General features: G+C 67.7%; 8 protein-coding genes. 4 read left to right on the top strand and 4 right to left on the bottom strand.

Going from position 1 to position 18,628, the window contains the following annotated elements; genetic code table 11:
• The first annotated feature begins 88 nt into the window (after window positions 1-88).
• The gene (locus ABZ725_RS39765) at window positions 89-703 is read left to right on the top strand and encodes an ATP-binding protein (protein ID WP_358807254.1); all 615 of its coding nucleotides are present in this window, start codon (window positions 89-91) and stop codon (window positions 701-703) included.
• Here ABZ725_RS39765 and pglX read toward each other — a convergent pair.
• Both pglX and pglW read right to left on the bottom strand, forming a co-directional pair.
• A complete protein-coding gene (gene pglX / locus ABZ725_RS39760; protein WP_358807253.1) occupies window positions 630-4,256 on the bottom strand; it encodes a BREX-2 system adenine-specific DNA-methyltransferase PglX in 3,627 nt (1,208 codons plus the stop codon). The genes ABZ725_RS39765 and pglX overlap by 74 nt on opposite strands.
• Window positions 4,253-8,974, bottom strand: a complete 4,722-nt coding sequence (gene pglW / locus ABZ725_RS39755) for a BREX system serine/threonine kinase PglW (RefSeq protein WP_358807252.1) — start codon at window positions 8,972-8,974, stop codon at window positions 4,253-4,255. Before pglW ends, pglX begins: the two co-directional genes overlap by 4 nt.
• A gap of 217 nt (window positions 8,975-9,191) precedes the next feature.
• Between pglW and ABZ725_RS39750 the strand changes: the two genes are divergently transcribed.
• From ABZ725_RS39750 to ABZ725_RS39740, 3 genes are all read left to right on the top strand, one after another.
• Entirely contained in the window at window positions 9,192-10,637 is a 1,446-nt protein-coding gene (locus ABZ725_RS39750; RefSeq protein WP_358807251.1) for a hypothetical protein, read from the top strand.
• Between the two features lie 206 nt (window positions 10,638-10,843).
• Window positions 10,844-13,876 (top strand): AAA domain-containing protein, encoded by a 3,033-nt coding sequence (locus tag ABZ725_RS39745; protein ID WP_358807250.1) that lies wholly within the window; start codon window positions 10,844-10,846, stop codon window positions 13,874-13,876.
• Window positions 13,877-14,075: 199 nt separating this feature from the next.
• A complete protein-coding gene (locus ABZ725_RS39740) occupies window positions 14,076-14,204 on the top strand; it encodes a DUF6408 family protein (protein WP_266585070.1) in 129 nt (42 codons plus the stop codon).
• A gap of 53 nt (window positions 14,205-14,257) precedes the next feature.
• On the opposite strand, the gene ABZ725_RS39735 is transcribed toward ABZ725_RS39740, so the two are convergent.
• Together ABZ725_RS39735 and ABZ725_RS39730 are read right to left on the bottom strand one after the other, a co-directional pair.
• Window positions 14,258-16,369, bottom strand: a complete 2,112-nt coding sequence (locus ABZ725_RS39735) for a DUF2075 domain-containing protein (protein ID WP_358807249.1) — start codon at window positions 16,367-16,369, stop codon at window positions 14,258-14,260.
• 205 nt (window positions 16,370-16,574) lie between these two features.
• Window positions 16,575-18,461: a DUF2075 domain-containing protein gene (locus tag ABZ725_RS39730; protein ID WP_358807248.1), complete on the bottom strand. Its 1,887-nt coding sequence runs from the start codon at window positions 18,459-18,461 to the stop codon at window positions 16,575-16,577.
• Window positions 18,462-18,628: the final 167 nt, after the last annotated feature.

The following is an 18,628-nucleotide window of genomic DNA, read 5'->3' as shown; positions in this document are numbered from 1 at the left end:
TACAAGCGCGCCGCCCGCGTGTACAGCCCGTACCCGTCAGCGCATCACTCCTGTTCAACGCTACGCAGAGTCCGCGACCGTTGACCCCATGAAGTCAGCAACTCCCCCGAACGGGCATATGCCGCAGCGCCTCGCACCCGAACGCGAGTTCGCCATGTGCTTCACCTCAACCCCACGCGGTGCCCGCCTCGCCCGCCGACTCGTCTCGCACCGCCTGAACGACTGGGGCCACCCGTACACGACCCCAGTCAACGAAACGCTCACCCTCATCACGGCGGAACTCACCGCCAACGCGGTACGCCATGGCCACGTACAGGGCCGAGACTTCCACGTCCAACTCACCCTGGGCGATGACACCTTCCGCATCGAGGTAACGGACACCCGCGCCGAGCGACAGCCCCCGTCCACTCCCCCGACCCCCTTCTCCGCATCCGAGTCCGGTCGGGGCCTGCTGCTCGTGGCCGCCCTCGCGGACGACTGGGGCGTCACCCCTCGCCTGGCCGCCCCCGGCAAAACGGTCTGGGCGGAGCTGCGTGTACCAACCGAAGTCCGCACGCACCCGCACCGGGCGGCCCCTCGTCCGGCAGACTCGGCATCGGCGTACGGGCACGACGCCGAGTCGTTTCCGGCTACTTCTTCACAGCGGCGCGACGACCTCGGGTTGCGGCCGGGGGCTGCCAGTTACGGAGATCGTCGTCGGTGAGCCCGTGCTCGCCCTGCTTCTGCTGGCGGTAACCGGCGAAGAAGTCCGCCGGGGAGCCGCTGTAGAGCATGTCGAACTCGTTGTGCCACTGAGTCAGCCACGGCTGGAGTTCCAGCAGACCGGCGAGGAACGGTGTGATCTCCTCGGTGGACAGCGCGGTGTTGGTGAAGTACGTGGCGAGGGCCTGTGCCTGCTCCAGCTGGTCCCAGCCGGCCCACCCGTACAGCTCGGGGGTGGCGGCGTTGGTCTGCCCGTACGAGATGAACCGCTCCTTGGGCACGTCGAGCTTGCCGCGCGCCCTCCAGTAGGAGGGGCGGAGGAAGTCGGCCGAGGTGTACTTCGGCGGAACGGGGATGGAGTCCCGGATCTTCCGCTTGGCGGGCTCGTCGGGCGCGGCATCCTCCTTGCGCTGGAGGTCCCACACCTCTTCCCAGTCGGCACGCTTCTTCATGCCGGAGGGCTTGTAGCGCAGGGCGGAGAGGAACGGCACGTGCTCATCGGTGATCAGCTCGTAGACGACCTTCGCGAGTTCCTTGCGGGGCGCGTAGATCTTGGCGACGGACACGAAGTCCTCGTCACGGGAGAGCGCATCGGTGAGGCGGGCCAGGGTGAGGATGGTGGGCTGACCGTTCTCGTCGAACCAGTGGTCACGGTTCTCGATGCGGTCGAGCAGCCAGGAGCGCAGGGCCTTCTCCTGGAGCGCGTCCCAGCCCTCAGTGGCCCAGCGCCGCTTGTACTCGGGGCGCTCGACCATGCCGATGGCACGGTTCGACTCAATGGTGTCGATGCGCTTCTGGACGATCTCGCGGTAGGGGGCGGGCCAGCGGGCGGGGATCTCCGTGATGGGGGTGGAGTTGTGCCGCTTGAACCACTCGTCGCTGGCTTCACCTGCGGCTACGCGGCGGGCGAGGACGATCTCGAAGGCGCGCTCGCCGAGGGAGAGTTCGGGGATTTGGGGGTCGTCGGGGTCCTCGGAGACGCGAAGGTCTTCGGAGTGGAGTTTGTAGAGGAAGTAGACCTGCCAGTCCAGCTCTTCTTGGAGGGCAATCATGCGGGCCCGTGTGGACTCCCAGCAGGCTTTAGCTTCGCGGAGGACGCCAACAGCAGGAGTGCTCTCCTCAGCGTTAGCAGCTGGGCTGTCGTTATTGAGCAGCTGCGCGAGGGCATCGAGAGCGGTAGCGAGGATGGTGGGGTACTCGGTCGGGAGAGGGAACTCCTGGAGCTTCGTGCCCGTGAACTCGAAGAAGCGCTCCCAGTCATCGCTGGTGAAGCCACCACCTTCTCCACGGATGCCCTTGTCGTGGCTGACTTGCTTCAGCCAAAACCCAGCCGTGGAGCTGTTGAGCAGCCCAAGCAACCGCAGGTGCTCCTCCTCACTCGCGCCCTCCCGCAACTTGATCACTGGAGCGGACTGCTTAAATACCTTCCCACCCCGATCCAGCACGAAGTGGTTATGCGTCGCAACAAACGCGAATGGGATGGCCCACCGATGCGCCCCTTGATCCTTGGGAAGCTGATGCCACTCCCACCAAGACCGGCCATCCGTGAAATACGTTCCGCCTGAGAACGTAGCGCGGCTTCCCAATTCGGTCCGATACGGCCACAGCCAATCGGCCATGCCGGGAAAGGCATCCGGGTGAACCAACTCCCGTCGGCTGTCATAGGGGTGAAAGGCGTCATCCCCATCCGCGAACTGAAAATCGCGCACTTCGTCGCCCACGACAAGGCGCCGGACATACTCGGACTCGGCACCAACCCTTTTGTAGGTGCGGGGAACAGCACTCATGGCGTCATCCGCCCCCATGATCCCGTAGAACCCGATCCGGTGCAGCTCGCGCTTCAGGGTTGCTTGTCGCGCCGTGTTGATCTGCTCCAGCATCTCCTGACCGCCATCGGCAAGAACCCACGGTTGCTTGCCGAAGTACTTCTCACGGTCCAGGTCATCTACCGACACCCACTGGCTCATTGAACCGGGCTTGTCGATCTGCTCAACGATCGCCTGCCAAACCAAACCCTCCTCGGCGTTCTCTGGCGCGGCAGGCTCCCCCTGCACACTGCGGACGGTCCGGATTTGCGGTGACCTCTTGTCACCGCCCTGCTGTTTGCCAATCAAGATGACCGTCGGCGTTCCATGCCCCGGAATGTAAGCACCCGAAGTGTCGATGACTTCAGTCAACTCCACCGCGTGCCCGAAGTACCCCTCGATGAGCCTCGTACCGAACTCCCGCTTCATGAAAGAGTTGGCGGTGATCTGCCCAACCATGCCGTAGCCGCGCCCCTCAGTGTCCCCACGCTTGGCCAGCTCGAAGAAGCGCTGGGCGAACGGCACCGAAAGCGCGTACTTGCCCGCACACGCCGGATACAACTCCCGGTAAAGAGCATTGAGCGTCTTGTCCTTGACCGTGATGTACGGCGGGTTCCCTACCACGACGTGATACCGCCCCTGCCGCAAGATGTCCGGGTACTCGTGCACGTCCTCCGTGGCGTACTTGAAATCGGCCAACTCGTCTACAAAGTCGTTGTCCACTCCTCCGAACAGGTTGCCCTGCTGGGAGCCGCGAGACTTGATCAGCGAGTCTCCTACCGCCAGATAAACCGGCCAGTCGTACTTCGCCGCCTCCGCCAGTGTCCGCACACGACCCGCAGCCATCGCCGCAACGAGCAACCGGAACCGAGCAATAGCCACCGCGAACGGGTTGACATCCACCCCGTGCACCGATTTCAGCGCGAGCGACACCCGCTCGTGCACGTCCTTGCCCGGCTGGCCCTCAGCCCACAGCCGCACCAACCGCCGAAACGCTCCCAACACAAAGTGCCCCGACCCGCACGTAGGGTCGATCATCTTTAGTTCCTTGTACCCGAACTCTCGCACCGCCGGACTCATCGTCCGGTCGAGGATGAACTCCTCCACGAACTCCGGCGTCTGGAGTAGCGCATACGTCTTTCGCGCCGCCTCGCTCAGGTCCTGGTACAGGTCTCCCAGGAAGCGCGTATCCCACCCTTCCATGCCGTCTTCGCTCAGCGGGTCGGTGAAGTCGTGGACGAGCACACCTGCCTCATCCCTCTGCCGCCAGAACTCAACCAACTCCCGCGCACCATCATGCGAGAGCGGGATTTGGTAGAGCGGGTTGTGGTTGCTGTCGAACAACAACTGACCCGCTGGACCGTCACCCAATTCCTCGAAAGCCCGCCGCAGCCACCCCCGGTACGTCGGATCCTCGTCCGACTCCACATACGCGTCGTACCGAGACTCCGCCAGCTCCCGCCGGTCACCATCAGGCCCCGTCAAGTACGGCTCCGGAATCAGCCGGTTGTCCTCACAGAACCGCACAAACACAGTCCCCAACACCCACGCCACCGCGACCTGCGTGACCCGCTCGTCCAGCCACGAGGTCCACGTCGCCGCCGTACGCCCCAGCTTGCGCGCCTGGTCGTACTCGGCCCTCAGGCGCGTGCCGACATCCCCCAGCGCCTTCACCTGGCGCCCGAGGTCGGTCTCGACCGCCTTGACCTGCTGCTTCAGGTCGTTCAACAGAGCCTTGCGGTCGATCACTTGACGTCTCCCTCGACACCACTGGCAGCACTTGCCACAACCTCGCCGGACCCACGATGGGCGTTGCCCACCCACGTGTCCGGAAGCTGAATCCACTCCCCCAGGCCGGCCTGGTACGGCACGGCCACCTGCCCGAGCCGGGGCTCGCGCGAGGGGTCGCTCTGCGGGACCAGGAGCCACAGCCCCCGCCCGCCCCGCCGGGCCGCCGACGCCAACCGGTCCAGGACGCCCATCGCGTCGTAGCGTGCGAACACCCCGGCCTCCGTCAGCAGAACAGGACCGACGGGACCAACAGGACCGGCCCCGCCCCCGCCACCGTTGCCCAGCAGCTCCGCGATCCGGGGCTCCACCGCGCCCCACGCCGTCCGCGCGTACTCCGCGAACCGCACCGCGCCCCTCGAACCCGGCTCGGCGGCGTCCGCCTTGAGCAAGGTCTCCCAGGTCGGCTTGGTGCCCGGCGTGACCTGCGCGTGCAGGGCCTCCAAGAACAGCTCCGTCACCGACACCGCATCCGTGCCAAGCCGCCCGGCGCCCAGCTCCCGCACCGCGTCCCGCACCAGCTGCTGCCGTACGGTCAGCACCCGGTACCCATCCCGGCGGGCCGACGCGAGGAGCCGTTCCTCCGCGCGTACCGCTCCCGCAAGCTGCGGATCGTCGGCGTACCGCGTCACCGCCCCCGTACGCGTCGACTGCCGCCACGCACCCGTCGTCAGGTAGCTCGACGCGTCGTCCACCCGCGTCGGCAGGTAGCGCAGCACGCCGTCGCGTTCGTGCATGCTCAGCGACAGTTCGAAGCCGGCGTCGCGCAGCGCCTTGGTGAGCGGGCCTCCGGTGGGCAGTTCGTGGGTCGCGCCGCCACGCCCGTCGGGGATAGCCAGCTCGGGAAAGCGGGAGCGGACCCGCTCATGGACGGCCTCGACCGTCAGACCGGGCTGCTGGCCCTCGGACTGGCCCTGAATCCAGCGCACGAGCCCCGCCTGCGTGAGGCGCAACGCCCTGACGAGCGACAGGTCGCGCGGGTAGATCTCCAGGCGCGGCGTGGCGGCGGCGTTCACGGACGCCGCAGCCGCCAGCTCCACCATGCGCCGCTCGTCCCAGTCCACCGTGCCCGGCGGCGCCGTCAGCGCGCCCAGCTCGGCCAGAACGGTCGCGGCCGTCGGCAGGGTGTCCAGCTTCGCGAGCCGGTCGGCCGTCTTGCCGAGGCGGGTCGCGTACTCCAGCAGGCCCGGCGCGGTCGGGGTGTCCGGGCCGTCGTTCTCCCGTACGTCCAGGGCGAGCAGGCCGGCGCCCAGGGACTCGTCCGTCGCCTTGCGGTTCGGCTGATGCTGGAACTCGGCTTCCTGCGGCAGCAGTTGCTCGACCTCGACGACAGCCCGTACGGCCGCCAGCGCCATCGCACGCCGCTGCTCGCGCCCCGCGAGATGCGTGCCGCGCCGGACCGCCAGGGCATCCGCGATCTCCACCGCCGAGGCGACCCGGCCCATGCTCACCAGGAGGTCGATGATCTCCTCACGCAGTGCCTGGACGGCGGGCTCCGCCTTCCAGCGCTTGCGCTCGTCCTTGAGCATCTGCGGGATACGGCCGTGGCTCAGCCCAAGGCCCTCCGCGACATCCTTCTGCTTGGGCCAGACGCCGATGTCCGGCAGGACCCCGTGCTCGTCGGGCAGCCGCAGCAACAGCCGCACCATCTCCGCCTTGTTGCGGTTGGAGCCGTTGTTGTTGACGGCGGGCACGAAGACGGTGGCGAGGGTGTCGAGGCTGACGGAGCGCAGCGTGCGGGGGGACAGCGCGCCCGCCGACTCGCCGGTGGCGAGTTCGCCGACGAGGGCCGACTCGGCGGCGGTGAGCTGCTCCAGCTCCTCCTTGGCCTCCGCGCGGCCCTTCGGTGTGAGCGGCGAGACGGGGATCTCGCGCAGCCGCTCGCCCCACTCGCGCTGCCTCTGCTGGACCTCATTGCGGGTCTTGGCGCCCAGTCCGGGGGCGTTGACGAGCTTGCGGCGGCTGTAGTCGAGCAGTTCGCCGACCGTGGTGATGCCGAGGCCGTACAAGAACGACTGGGCAGCGGGCGTGAGGCCGGAGACCGTCAGCGGAGTATCCCGCGTGACCTCGGCGGCGAGGCGGTCACGTTGCTGCTCGGCGGTCTCCGGCTCGGCGTCCGCGATCGCCACCGCGGCGGTGCCCTCGGCCGGTGTCCCCTCCCCAGTGGCCGTAGCGGCCGGGTGGCGCGAACGGTGGCTGGACGGGACGGTCTGGGAGGCGTCGAGGAAGACCTTGCGCCAGGCGTCCCGCATCGGCTTCAGCTCGGGGAACCGCCGGCCGGCGTCGCGGTGCAGGGCCTTCTGGAAGAAGGCGACGAGACCGTCCCGTACGGCCGGATCGAAGGCCTCGGCCGCGATGGTCGGGTATGGCCATTCCTTCGCGTCGGTCATGCGGGGCAGGACACTGCCGTCGCCCCACTTGGGCAGCTCGCCGGAGGCCATCTGGTGCAGGGTGACGGCGACGGCGTACCGCTCGGCGTGCGAGTCGTACGAGCCACGGGTGATGACGTCGACGAAGGGGTCGAGGTAGCCGTCGGTGCCCGCGTTGGTGCTCTTCGCCGGGTAGCCGGCGAGGGAGAAGTCGATGAGGACGAGTTCGCGGGTGCGGTTGGGGCGGATGCGGATGGCGATGTTGTCGGGCTTGATGTCGCGGTGCCAGACGCCCTCGCCCTCCAGGAAGTCGACGGCTCCGAAGAGGTAGTCGCCGTACGCCTCCAGCTGGTCGACCTGGAGGCGGCCGTTCTCGCGGAGCTGGCGGGAGACGGTCTCCTCACGGCGGCGCGGGCGCACGCCGCCCTCGGCGCCCTGTCCGTTGTCGTCGCGCTCGTCGCCGACGTACTCCAGGGCCAGGACGGTACGGCCGCCGATGTGCAGCGGCTCGGGTTCGACGAGGCGGATGATGCCGGAGTGAGGGCGCAGGCGTCCCATGGCCTCGGCCTCGCGGGCGAGGATCTCGCTGCGGCTGTCGGAGAGGGCGACCTTCAGCACGGCCAGCGGGCGGGTCCTGCGGGCTTCGGCCTGAAGGTCGCGGACGAGGAAGGCGCGGCTGGTGGAGCCGGTGCCGAGGCGGCGGCGGATCTCCCACCGGCCGGCGAACACGTCACCGGCGACGGCCTCCAGCGGGTCCTTGTCGGCGGCGGTCCCGTCGTCCTCGTCGGCCGGCCCCTCCGTGGCGGTGGCCGCCTGAGCCGGGGCGGTGAGGGAGTCCTCGACGACCTCCAGCAGCTCCAGGAACTCGTCCACGCTGGACAGCCGCTGGCCCGGCCGGTACGCGGTGGCGGCCTGGACCAGGTCGTCCACGTCCTCCGACAGGCCGTCCACCAGGGAGCTGGGGCGCAGCCCCTCCCCCGCTTCCAGTCGGGCCAGCAGCTCGGCCTGGCTTGCGGCCGGGGCCTTACCGGTGACCAGCAGGTAAGTGAGGACCCCGAGCCCGTACACGTCGAGGTGGACCGGGTCGGGGTTGAGGGCGGTGAGTTCGGGGGCGAGGTAGGCGTCGGCGTCGTCGGCCAGGTGCATCGCGGACAGGGCCGTCGGCGCGAAGCGGGTCATGCCCTGGCCCTGGGAGGAGTCGCCGCTGCGCTGGGTGGCGATCTGCCAGTCGGAGATCTGGAGGTGCGGGGTGAGCCAGGCGGCCTCCTCCCCGACGGCCCGGCCCTTCCCGCCGCGCGGCCGGGGGACGACGAGCACGGAGCGGGCGGCGAGCGCACGGTGGTGGATGCGGCTGGAGTGCGCGGAGCGCATGGTCTCGGCGATCTGGCGGACCAGCGCCATCCGGCCGAGGATGTCCAGCTTCTCGCCGTACTGGACCAGGTACTCGTCCAGCTTCAGGGTGTCCGGGTGGTAGTCGAAGATCAGCGCGGGGCCGGCGGCGTGCCCGGAGGGGAAGTACTGCTTGAGCTCGACCGCTCCGGGGTGCTTGAAACGGCCCAGCACCGCGGCCTCGCGCCGGGCTGCGTTCTCGACGGACTGGCGCAGGGAGGCGTCGGAGCCTCGCTCGCTGAGGTAGATGCGGACGCGGGCGGCCTCGGGCAGGTCGCTGTGACGGGCGAGGTAGTCCGCCCAGGTGGGCCCGGAGTCGAAGGACTTCCGCTCCAGCTCGTACGGGCCGACCTTGTACTGCGCGTCGCTCTTGCGGATGCCGATGTTCTTGAGGGCCGCCTCGATCTCGCGCGAGCCGATCGCGGTGATACGGCGCCGCTCGTCACGCGGAGGCTGCTTGAGCATCTCGACCAGCTGGTGGACGGTGTACACGCCGTTCTGGTCGTGGGCGGGCAAGCGCACGCGGAGGCTGTTGTCCGTGAAGCAGACGGCCTCGGCGACCCAGACCCGCTTGCCGCCGGGCAGCGCGAGCAGGCCGGCCAGTTCCTTGGCCTTGCGGTTGACCAGGTGCAGCGGATTGCCGTGCGTACGGCGGCGACCACCGGGAGTGGTCTGCACCCAGGTGCCGTTCTCGGACGTGACCGAGCCGTGCCAATCCTTCAGCTCGATCATGCAGACGCCGCCGGGAGTGACGACCAGGAGGTCGACTTCCCGGACGTGACCGGTGTTCGCGGTGAAGGTGAAGTTCGACCAGGCACGCCAGGGGTCGGAGTCCGGCAGCTTCTCCCGGATCGCGTCCAAGCCGCGGCGTTCATGATCGAACTCGGACTCGGTGACCGTGCCCCACCGGCCTTCCCGCATGCCTGTTCCCCGCTCCTCGTTCCATCCAGGGCCGCCGTTCCCCATGGTCAGACCCTGCATGCAGATCCTAGTGGCTGGCTACGACATGAGAAGAGGCCGTGAAGAACGGGACCAAAGGGCATTCGCAGAAAAATATCCCGCCCTGCCGCACGCTTGTCCGATAACGCGACGATCGGACGAAGGTCTGCGGTCACAGCGGCGTCGGTAGGGTCGCCGAGTGACGTACATAGTGACCCTCACCTCGCCCCAGATGGCCGAGAACGAAGCCGACTGGCTCATCACCGAACGCTTCACGAAAGGACTGCCCACCGAGCTGGAAACGTCCGAACCCGGTACCCGGTTAGCGTTCCTGGTGTGCGACAACCGGAAGCATCCCGCGAACAACAGCCGTAGGGAGTTCTCCGAACACGGCCGCTTCATCACCTGGGTCGGGTCGGTCCAGCGCTTCAACACCGTGGGGCCGGTCGACAGAAGCATCACCATCGAGCCCATGCGCAGATGTCCGAGGCCGGTACCTCTGGACGGTCCGGACGGTATTCTCGCTTCCCTTTCCTCGACGCACCGAGCCCATGTGGAGCAGGCCCTTTCCGGAAGCGCGGGGCACTGCGGCACGGCTGCCTGGGAGGCTCTCCGCAAAGCGCTCCTGAAGGCTCACCCCGAGTTGGCCCGGTACATCGAGTGGCTGCTCGCCAATTTGACACCGGTCGTCTTCGACGTCGAGGACGCGGCGGACCGTGCGTGGCAGGAACAGAGGGACGCCGCTCAGTCCCTCACCAGGGTGACCGACTTCCCTCCCTCCGCGCTGTCGGCCTGGGGACGCCCTGCGTCACGGGACGAGCCGTACCTCGCGGGCCTCATACCGGACCCGGTGGAGAACAGCCTGATCGACCACGACGTACGAGCCGGCCTGGGCAGCGAGACTGCCCTTTTCGACGACTGGCGAGGGCTCGGTGATGTGCGATGTGACATCCACGTGCTGGAGGACTCCACCGGGCGCCGTCTCGAGATCGTCAACGTCAATGCCACTCCGGTCGAGAGACGACTGGGCACGGACATGATCTATTACCACCACCCCACCCACAGCTTCGTCCTCGTCCAGTACAAACGCTTGGGATCCCGGAACAAGGAATACCGGGTGAACAAGCAACTCCTCGACCAGATGGACCGCTTGGAACGGGTTTCGGAGCTCAGCGCGAAGCCTGAGCGCTCTCACGAGTGGCGCCTCTCCCAGGACTCGTGCTTCCTGAAGTTCGCGCACTGGCGGGACGGGGCGGCTCCCACCTCCGAGCTGGCCCACGGAATGTACATCCCCCTCTCGTACGCCCGCGTTCTCCTGGACGACGACTGCACACTCGGGAAGAAGGGCGGGCGCATCTTCAGCTACGAAAGGGTGGGCCGCTACCTCGTCGGCTCAGAGTTCGCGGAACTGGTCAAGCACGGCATGGTCGGGACCGTGGGAACCAGCGTCGAGCAGTTGCGGGACTTCGGGCTACAGCGCGCCCGCGAGGGGTACAGCGTCATGCTGGGGTTCGAAACGAGCGAGGAGACGCCCCGTGCACGGGCCACACGCGCCCGCAGCCGCAGCGCGAAGAAGAGGCCGAAGGTGAACTCCTACTCCCCGCCCGCCTCGCCGCAGCCGAATTCCGACGCTCCGGGCTCCTGATCCACAGCGGATCCAAAGCGGCCGCCCACGCTCCTGTTCCAGACGGTATGGGCCGAGTGTGCCTTGCGAAGAAGCCAATCTCCCGGCCGAAGCAGCCCTGACCGGAAACACGTTTGCCCCACCTCGGCGTACATAAGCTCGCTCTTCCGCATGTGCCTCGGTCCGGCACATGTCATGACGATGAGCCGATCACCTCGGGGGTGGAGATGGCGCAGGAGTCGACCCGTCGGTATCCGGTGGGTGAGCTGCTGGCAGCGGTCCGGCTGGAGGTCACCGCCGAGCTGCGCAGCGACGGCAAGGACGAGCAGAAGGTGGCCCTGTCGAAGGGCCGCCGTACCTCGCACTCCGAGGCGCGGCACGAGTACCTGTTCCAGTGCCGCAAGTGGCAGGACGGCCTCGACGGCAAGCCCGTGCTGGTCCGGCCGTCCCGCTCCACCGGTGATTGGGCGCCGGCCGAGGCCAAGCGGCTTCCGGACGGCGGTGTACGCCTGACCACCGCCGTGGACCTGGGCGACTCGCCCGCGAACGTGCAGATCCGCGAGGACGACGCAGCCGGATGGCGCACGCTCGCCGAACGCCTGGAAGCAGTGGGACAGCCGGAACACCCTGTGCGCGTGGAGAGCGCCGGGTGGATGGTCGGCCGGGGCAGCCCGCGGCTCGGCAGCGACCGCTCGATGACCCGGTGGGTGGCCGACTGGGCGTCCTTGCAGCTCAATTCCGGACAACGTCAGGCGGTCTCCCAGGCTCTCGCCAGCGAGGTCACCTTCCTGTGGGGGCCGCCCGGCACCGGCAAGACCGATGTCGTCGGACACATCATCGAGGGCAGTTACCGGCAGGACCTCACGGTTCTCTTCCTGGCGCCCACCAAGGTCGCCGTCGACCAGGCCCTGGAACGCGTCTGCGACCTTCTCTCCGCGGAGACCGGTTTCCCCGACGGACTCGTGCAGCGCGCCGGAGACATCACGGTCCCGTCGCTGCGGGACAGGTACGGCGAGCAGGTGGATCCCGACCGGATCGCCGCGCGGCTCTCCGCGACGCTGGACGCCGCACTCACCGAACGCGCCGCCGCCCTGCGCACCGCTCAGACGGGCATCGCCGCGCACGACAAGGTGGGCGTCGTCCGCGCCGATCTCGCGACGGCCCAGCAGCAGTACACACAGTCCACGCAGAGCCGCGACGCGGCAAACTCAGCCCAGGCCGGCGCCCGCAGGGAGATCGCCGAACAGACCGCTTTGATCGAGAAGATCGGCGCTCCACGCGGCCTGTTCGCCGACCGGAAGCAGAAGCAGCTGGACGACGCACGGGTGGCCATCACCGGAGCCCGTACCCGCCTGGAGTCGATCGCGTCGAACCTCGCCGCTGCCGAACGTGCCGGGCGGCATGCCATGGCGGAAGTGACCCGGTTGCGGTCCGTCCTGTCGGCCGAGGCGGCAAAGGTGTCCGGCCTGCCGAGCCGGGCATCTCTGGTGTCGCAGGCCGACAGGCTGCAACAGGAGATCAACACGCTGGAAGAGCAGCGGCGGGCGATCAAGGACACGGTCCGTTCGAAGTGTCGGGTCCTCGGTGCCACCGTCGCCAAGGCCGTCCAGTCGCACAGGCTGCTCGACCGGGTCGACGTGGTCGTCATCGACGAAGCGGGGATGGTCGATCTTCCCTCCGCCTGGTACGCGGCAGGTCTCGCCGGGAAGCGGGTCATCGTGGCGGGCGACTTCCGCCAGCTTCCGGCGGTGACCAAGGGCAGCGGCGACCGCAAGGCGACGCCGGAGGAACGCGACCACGCCCTGCAGTGGTGCGCGCGGGACGTCTTCCACGCGGCGGGCCTGGTCGGGGAGTCCGGATCCGTCCGGCCGGACAATCGGCTCGTGGCGCTGAACACTCAGTACCGGATGCGCGGTCCGATCTGCGATGTGGTCAACACCGTCGCCTATCCGGACGCGCCCTTGTCCACAGGACGGGCAGACGGCTCTCGCATTCCGTTCAACCCGCTGGTCGACGCGCCGGTGATCCTCATCGACACGTCGAAGCAGCGGATCGCCGGGCGCGACCACCTCACCAACACGGTGCACGAGGCGGCCGTCCATGAACTCGTGCGCGGCCTGCAGTACGAGGGCGTCCTGCCCGGCCGCAAGGCGGAGGACATACCCGCCGGGGAGCAGGCCACGGACCGGCTGGCGGTGATCGCCCCGTACCGCGCGCAGGTACAGGCCCTCAAGAACAGCCTGTCGTACCGTTTCGGGACGTCGTACGAAGGTCTCGTGGACACCGTCCACCGGTTCCAGGGGAGCCAGCGGCCGATCGTCGTCCTCGACACCACGGCCGGATCCGGCAGGTCGCCAGGGTACTTCTTCAGCGGCAGCGGCCTGTCCTCGCACACCTGCCGGCTCCTCAACGTCGCACTGAGCCGGGCGCAGGACCACCTCGTCGTCCTTGCGGACGTCGAGCATCTGCGTGAGCACCTGCCCGTCGGCAGCGAGGCGCTGCGCATGCTCGATCACCTGGAGGCGAACGCGCAGTGCATGTCCGTCGACCAGCTCATCCCGGTCCGTGACGCCGCCCAGTTGTCGGCCCTGTCCGACGAGGAGCTCGCACGGCCCTCGTTCTTCCCCGCGGACGAGGTGCCCGCGGCCGTTCAGTGGGACATCGCGAAGGCCACCCGCACGATCGAGTTGTACTCACCGTTCCTCGACCGCCAGCCGGTCCGCACCTGGTCGGCCCATCTTGCGAAGCGGGCGGTGGACGGCGTTCAGGTGACGATCAGGACGCGGGACCCGCAGGAGCAGACGACCGACGCTGCGGCTGAACGTGTCCAGGAACTGGTCGACGAACTGCGTTCGGTGGGTTGCCAGGTCGAGTTCCGCGAGCGGATGCACGAGAAGGTGCTGATCCTGGACGGAAATGTGCTGTGGCACGGCTCGCTCAATCTGCTGGCCAACAAGGGCCCCACCGACCTGATGATGCGACTCACGGACCCGGTGGCATGCGAGCGGGTTGGGCGAGTCATCGAGCGTGCCCGCAAGGAGAGGGCCGCATGGAACCCGCGGACGACAGGCGCGGGCAAGGCGGGCGGAGCGGGCCGTGCCGACGGAGAACGCCTCTATCTGGAAGTCCCCTACGCGGACAAGGACGAGGCGAAGAAACAGCTCGGCGCGCGGTGGGATCCCGACCGCCGCAAGTGGTATGTGGACGCCGCCAAGGTGAGCCGGGAACAGGCCGCGCGCTGGCTGCCACCATCATCATGACGCGTGCACAACTCCAGTTGCAGTAGGGTTATTTGTGCTGCGCATCCTCCCGGAGGGGTACGAGTGCGGAGTTCATGTGCCGGTCGGCGGCATGTGAGCAGTGGTGGTGAATCGCCACGCGGACACGCGTGGTGTGTGAGCGGATGCCCGGTGGGCCGTCCCCCCACCATTCCTGCTCACTGCCAAGGAGTGGTCACCTGTGAACCCTGCCGAGTACAAGCCTGCGCGTTTCGCCTGGTTCCGTAAGGTCCTGGTGGACGTCGCCATCAGTGTCGTCGCCAACGTGTTGGTGGCCGCGATGATGTCGGCAGCGCACCTGCTTTTCTGAAGCAGGCGAGTGGCGGGCACCGGGAGCCCGCCACTCCACCTCGAGCGCAGAGCTCAGAACAACATCATGTCGTTCTTCCGTTTGGCCTTGCTCTGTGCCCGTCGGGCTCTACGGCTCCGTGTGGCCCCGCTGTGCCGCGCGATCCTCAGCTCGGGAGGGATGGTCGACTGCGTCGGCCGGAGCCCCTGCACGTCGGTTTCCCCCACCAGCTTCCTGAGGTGACGCCGGGTCTCCTCGTCCGTGGAGTAGAGGACGGTCGCCCGGCTCGCTCTGGTCAGCAGGACGTGGTAGGCGTGACGCACGCAGCGCGCGAATTCGTCGTCGTCGAGGGTGCTGGTCCGAACCTTCGGATCGAGCGAGCCCGGCTTCGCGACCCGCATGACACCGGCCGCCGGGTCCTTTCGCTGCTTTCCTCGCCGGAAGACCCAGCGGTCGGTGCGCCAGACCATGTCCTCGCCCATGATCACCCCGCACCAGTCCCACTCGAGACCTTGCGCGGTGTAGACACAGCCGACCTGCCCGATTCCGGCATCGTGTACCGGCCAGATCCTCGACGGTGGCTCGCCGTTGGCGCAGAAGGACTCACTGGACGCGTTCCACGGACGGTGCCAGCCACCGATGCGTACGTCCTTCTCCAGGTTCTTGTTCTCGTCCGGCTTGCTCCAGGGCCAGCAGTAGCCGGCCACCATCCGGGCGGTCGCTCCTGCCTCGAACTCGGTGCGGACGATGTGCTCCATCTCGTCGGGTGTGTCGACGACTTCGATGTGCATGAGTCCGTCCGGGACCCAATCGTGCGGCTCCTGCGTCGAAACGCCGAGCAATGCCCGAACCCAGCGGAGGTAGGCGTCACTGCCTCCGCATCGGTACTGCTCCGTCAGATGGTAGCGACGGACAACCGCATCGCGGCGTCGCGCGGCGTCCTCGATGTGTTCCACGGTGCCGACGTCGTGCGGGCGCACGGTCTGGCCGGCGTCGAGAAAGAAGACCGTCAGACGTGACGCATCGAGCAGTTCGTCCACCTGCGGCTTCGTGCCCTGCTTCTCCGCAGGGAGGCGGTAGTTGGTGGTCCTGTCCCTCAGCCGGTGCGCCTCGTCGCAGATCAACACGTCCAGCGGCGGACTCGGCGCTTTCACGAAACTGCTGAAGTACGCGAAGCGCTCCCGGAACTCGGCCGTGGTGTATCCGACGTTCTCCTTGATCGCGGCGTTGAAGGCCCGCGAACCACTCGCGTACTTCACCGTTCGACCTGCGGCTTCCAGATCGGCTCGTAGTTGCAGCCCGACGGCGCTTTTCCCGGTGCCCGGCCCTCCGCTGATCAGGAAGACGGCATGCTGCGGACGGGGCACGATCGCCACTCGGTCCGGGCTGTCCAGAATCAGCTCCGAAGCCTCGAGTACGTCATCGGCGACCTTCCTCTGACGTCCCCTCAAGGTGAAGACCGTGTCCTCCCCGCACGAGTTGACCATGGCGTCGAGCAACGGCGTGTTCCGGAGATTCAGCCGGTGCAGTATGTACTCCGCCGAGGAGTAGTCGTCCTCGGCTGTGAAATGGCGCTGCAAGTCGCTGAGGAGCCTGGCCCGGGTATCACTCGTGTACGTGTACGCGTAGGGGCCTGTAGGCGCGTCGACGCCGAGCAGTGGCCGGACGGATTCATTCGTGGCGTTGTGCAGATAGGCAAAACCACCGCACTCGAACTGCAGCCCGTTCAGCGGACCTGTGGGGCCGGTGAAAAGCGCGTGGTATTCACTGAGCTGGAGGGCGGGGTGTTTGACAGGGTCGTCGATCCCGTCGACGTACACGAGATCGGCTGTCGCAGCCTCCACCCTCGTCACCGCCGACCACTGTTTCAACTCGACGAGCTGGACGGAAAGGGTGCCTTCCGCAGGATGCCTGCCCACGAGAACCACATCGATCTGCCCGTCCGTATCGGGGCCTTCGGATTCCTCCACGGTCGGCGAGCATTCGACGATCATCTCGACGTTGCCCCGCTCGGCGGCCACCAGGTCCTCGGCGAGGGAGACAAGGCTTCTGGCCCAGGCGGAGCGCTCGCCGTCAGAGGACTCACCTCGCCCGAAGTGCACCCAGCGGGCGGCCAAATGCGGCACCAGGCGGCGCCGTGCGTGCAGGGCCAGCAGGTCCCGCGCTGCCAACCGCAGCAGGAGCATGGACACGAGGAGGTTCCCCCAGGGCACGAGTGACTCGTGCGGGTGGGGGCGTGTCCACATAGGAAGCCCGTCGGGCCGCGACCGGTTCGGTGATCTTAGGCAGAAAGCCGCTCACCCAGGGAACGACGATCCTCTTTCGGCCTCTTCGACCGAGTGGCTTGGCCGATTCACGGCAGGCTCGGTTGCCCGTCCGTGGGTGCCGCGGTCACGTCGCGACCAGTTTCCGCGTCGGCTGTCCCCCGAGTTCCCGCAGCTTCTCCCGTGTCTCCGGGTCCGTCGAGTACACGATCGTGCCGACCATGCCCCGGGTCAGCAGCACCTTGTAGGTGTTGCGGATCAGGCGGTCGACGTCCGTGTCGGGGGTGGACCTCTTGAAGACCGGATCCTTGGAAGCTGTGCGGTCCGTGATCCAGCGGTCGCCGCGCCAGAGCAGGTCGGGGCCGATGACGACGCCCGACCAGTCGTACTCGAAGCCCTGCGCGGTGTACACACAGCCGACCTGACCGAAACCGGCCGGGTCGGTGGCCCAGAGGGCGGCCGGGGGCGCGCCCGAGACGGAACGCTCTCCACGCAGGTTCCAGGGACGGGCCCAGTCGCCGATGACGACGTCGGGCGGGAGCGGGTCGCCTGGCTTGGGTTCCGGGGACCAGCGCCAGCAGTACCCGGCGGACATCCGGGCACCGTAACCCTGGGCGCGGCGTGTCTCGAGGAATGCCTCCATCTGTCGGGGACTGTCGGCGACCAGCAACTGCATACGGTCGTCGGGCTCCCAGACCACCGGCCCGCCGGGTTCCAGGCCAAGGAGCCGGACCACCCAGCGCAGGTAGGCGTCGCTGCCACCGCAGCGGAACTGGCTGTCCAGCGGGACCACGCGGCAGGGGATGTCGCGTTTCGCTGCAGCGGCCTTGATCTCAGCCACGCTACCCATCTCGCCCGGACGCACGACCTGGTGCTCGTCGAGGAAGAAGACGGGCACATGGGCGACGTCGATGAGTTCGTCGATCTGGGCCCTGCCAGTCCGGTGTTCGGCTCGGGTGTAGCGGTTGGCTGAGGTCTCCCGGATACGGTGGGCCTCGTCGCAGATCAGGGCTTCCAGACTGTTCTTCTCGGTGGTCATGAAGCTGTTGAAGTACTTGAACAGGTCCTGGACCTCCCGCTTGCGTGATCCCGCGACCTTTCTCATCGTCTTGGTGAACGACTGCGATCCGGTGGCGTGCAGCGCCGAGACCCCGCGCCGGTACAACTCGCCGAGCAGCTGAAGAGCGATCACGCTCTTGCCGGTGCCGGGGCCACCGGTGACGATGACGACTTCCTTGCGGTCGGCGCGCTTCGCCCTCTCCACCGCGTTGAGCACCATGCGGTACGCGACCTGCTGTTCGTCGAGGAGCACGAACTGCTGGCGTTCCCGCACCTCCTCGGCGGCCACGGTCATCAACTGCTTCGACGGCACAGTGGAACCCGCGAGCAGTTCGTCCGCCGCCCGGGCCCCGGGATGCCTGTCGCTCAGCCTGGAACGCAGATGATCGAGAAAGGCACCGCGGCGCTGCCCGGTGAAAAGCAGTCCTCGGCCGTCACTCTCGATCTCCCTCAGGCCGGCCACGCCGAACTCTGTGGCGTTGTGAAGAAATGCCACTCCGTTGACCCGGTGTCCGTGTCCGGCCACCGCCCCGTTGAAGTTGACCAGGTAGTCGCAGTAGCGGCGTACCTGCTCGATCGGGTTGAGGACCGGGTGGGCATATCTGTCGAGCTCGCACAACGTGGGGTCGTCGTCGTGGGGCAGTGCCTCGCTCCACTGTTTCAGCTCCACCACGACGTATGACGGTTCTCCCGTGACCGGGTGCACACCGGCGAGTACGACGTCGGCCCGCTTGCTGTTGAGCGGGAGCGCGTACTCCAGCATGACCTCCACGTCGCCCAGGCCGGCATCGTTGAGTGCGGCGGCCAGGACGGGGATGCTGCGCTCCCAGGAACGCACCTCCGAAGCGCCGGGCCGATAGCCATGCATGTGGACGAACTTGTCGGTGAGGTGCAGGAACAGCGAACCGTCGAGTGCCATGACGGCGACCGTTTTCGCGGACGCGCGGAACAGCAAGGACTTCCCCCAGGCAGCACGAAAAGACTCGTGCGGGTGGGGGCATGTCCTTCGAGACTCCACCGGGGTGGAGCGGAAGCCCGTCGGGCCGCGTTGACGATGTGTTTGAGGGTACCTGGCGCTACTGACAGCCGTACCAGCTAATGCGGCCGGTGTAGGGGCTCACA

The organism is Streptomyces sp. NPDC006872 (genome assembly GCF_040635845.1).
In the GTDB taxonomy this organism is placed as follows: Bacteria; Actinomycetota; Actinomycetes; order Streptomycetales; family Streptomycetaceae; genus Streptomyces.
This window is presented reverse-complemented; position numbering and strand designations above follow the sequence as displayed.

Bases quoted from the DNA above. Each gene is read 5' to 3' on its own strand.
- ABZ725_RS39765 (WP_358807254.1), top strand. From the start codon at position 89: ATGAAGTCAGCAACTCCCCCGAACGGGCATATGCCGCAGCGCCTCGCA.
- pglW (WP_358807252.1), bottom strand. From the start codon at position 8,974: ATGCGGGAAGGCCGGTGGGGCACGGTCACCGAGTCCGAGTTCGATCAT.
- ABZ725_RS39745 (WP_358807250.1), top strand. From the start codon at position 10,844: ATGGCGCAGGAGTCGACCCGTCGGTATCCGGTGGGTGAGCTGCTGGCA.
- ABZ725_RS39735 (WP_358807249.1), bottom strand. From the start codon at position 16,369: ATGCTCCTGCTGCGGTTGGCAGCGCGGGACCTGCTGGCCCTGCACGCA.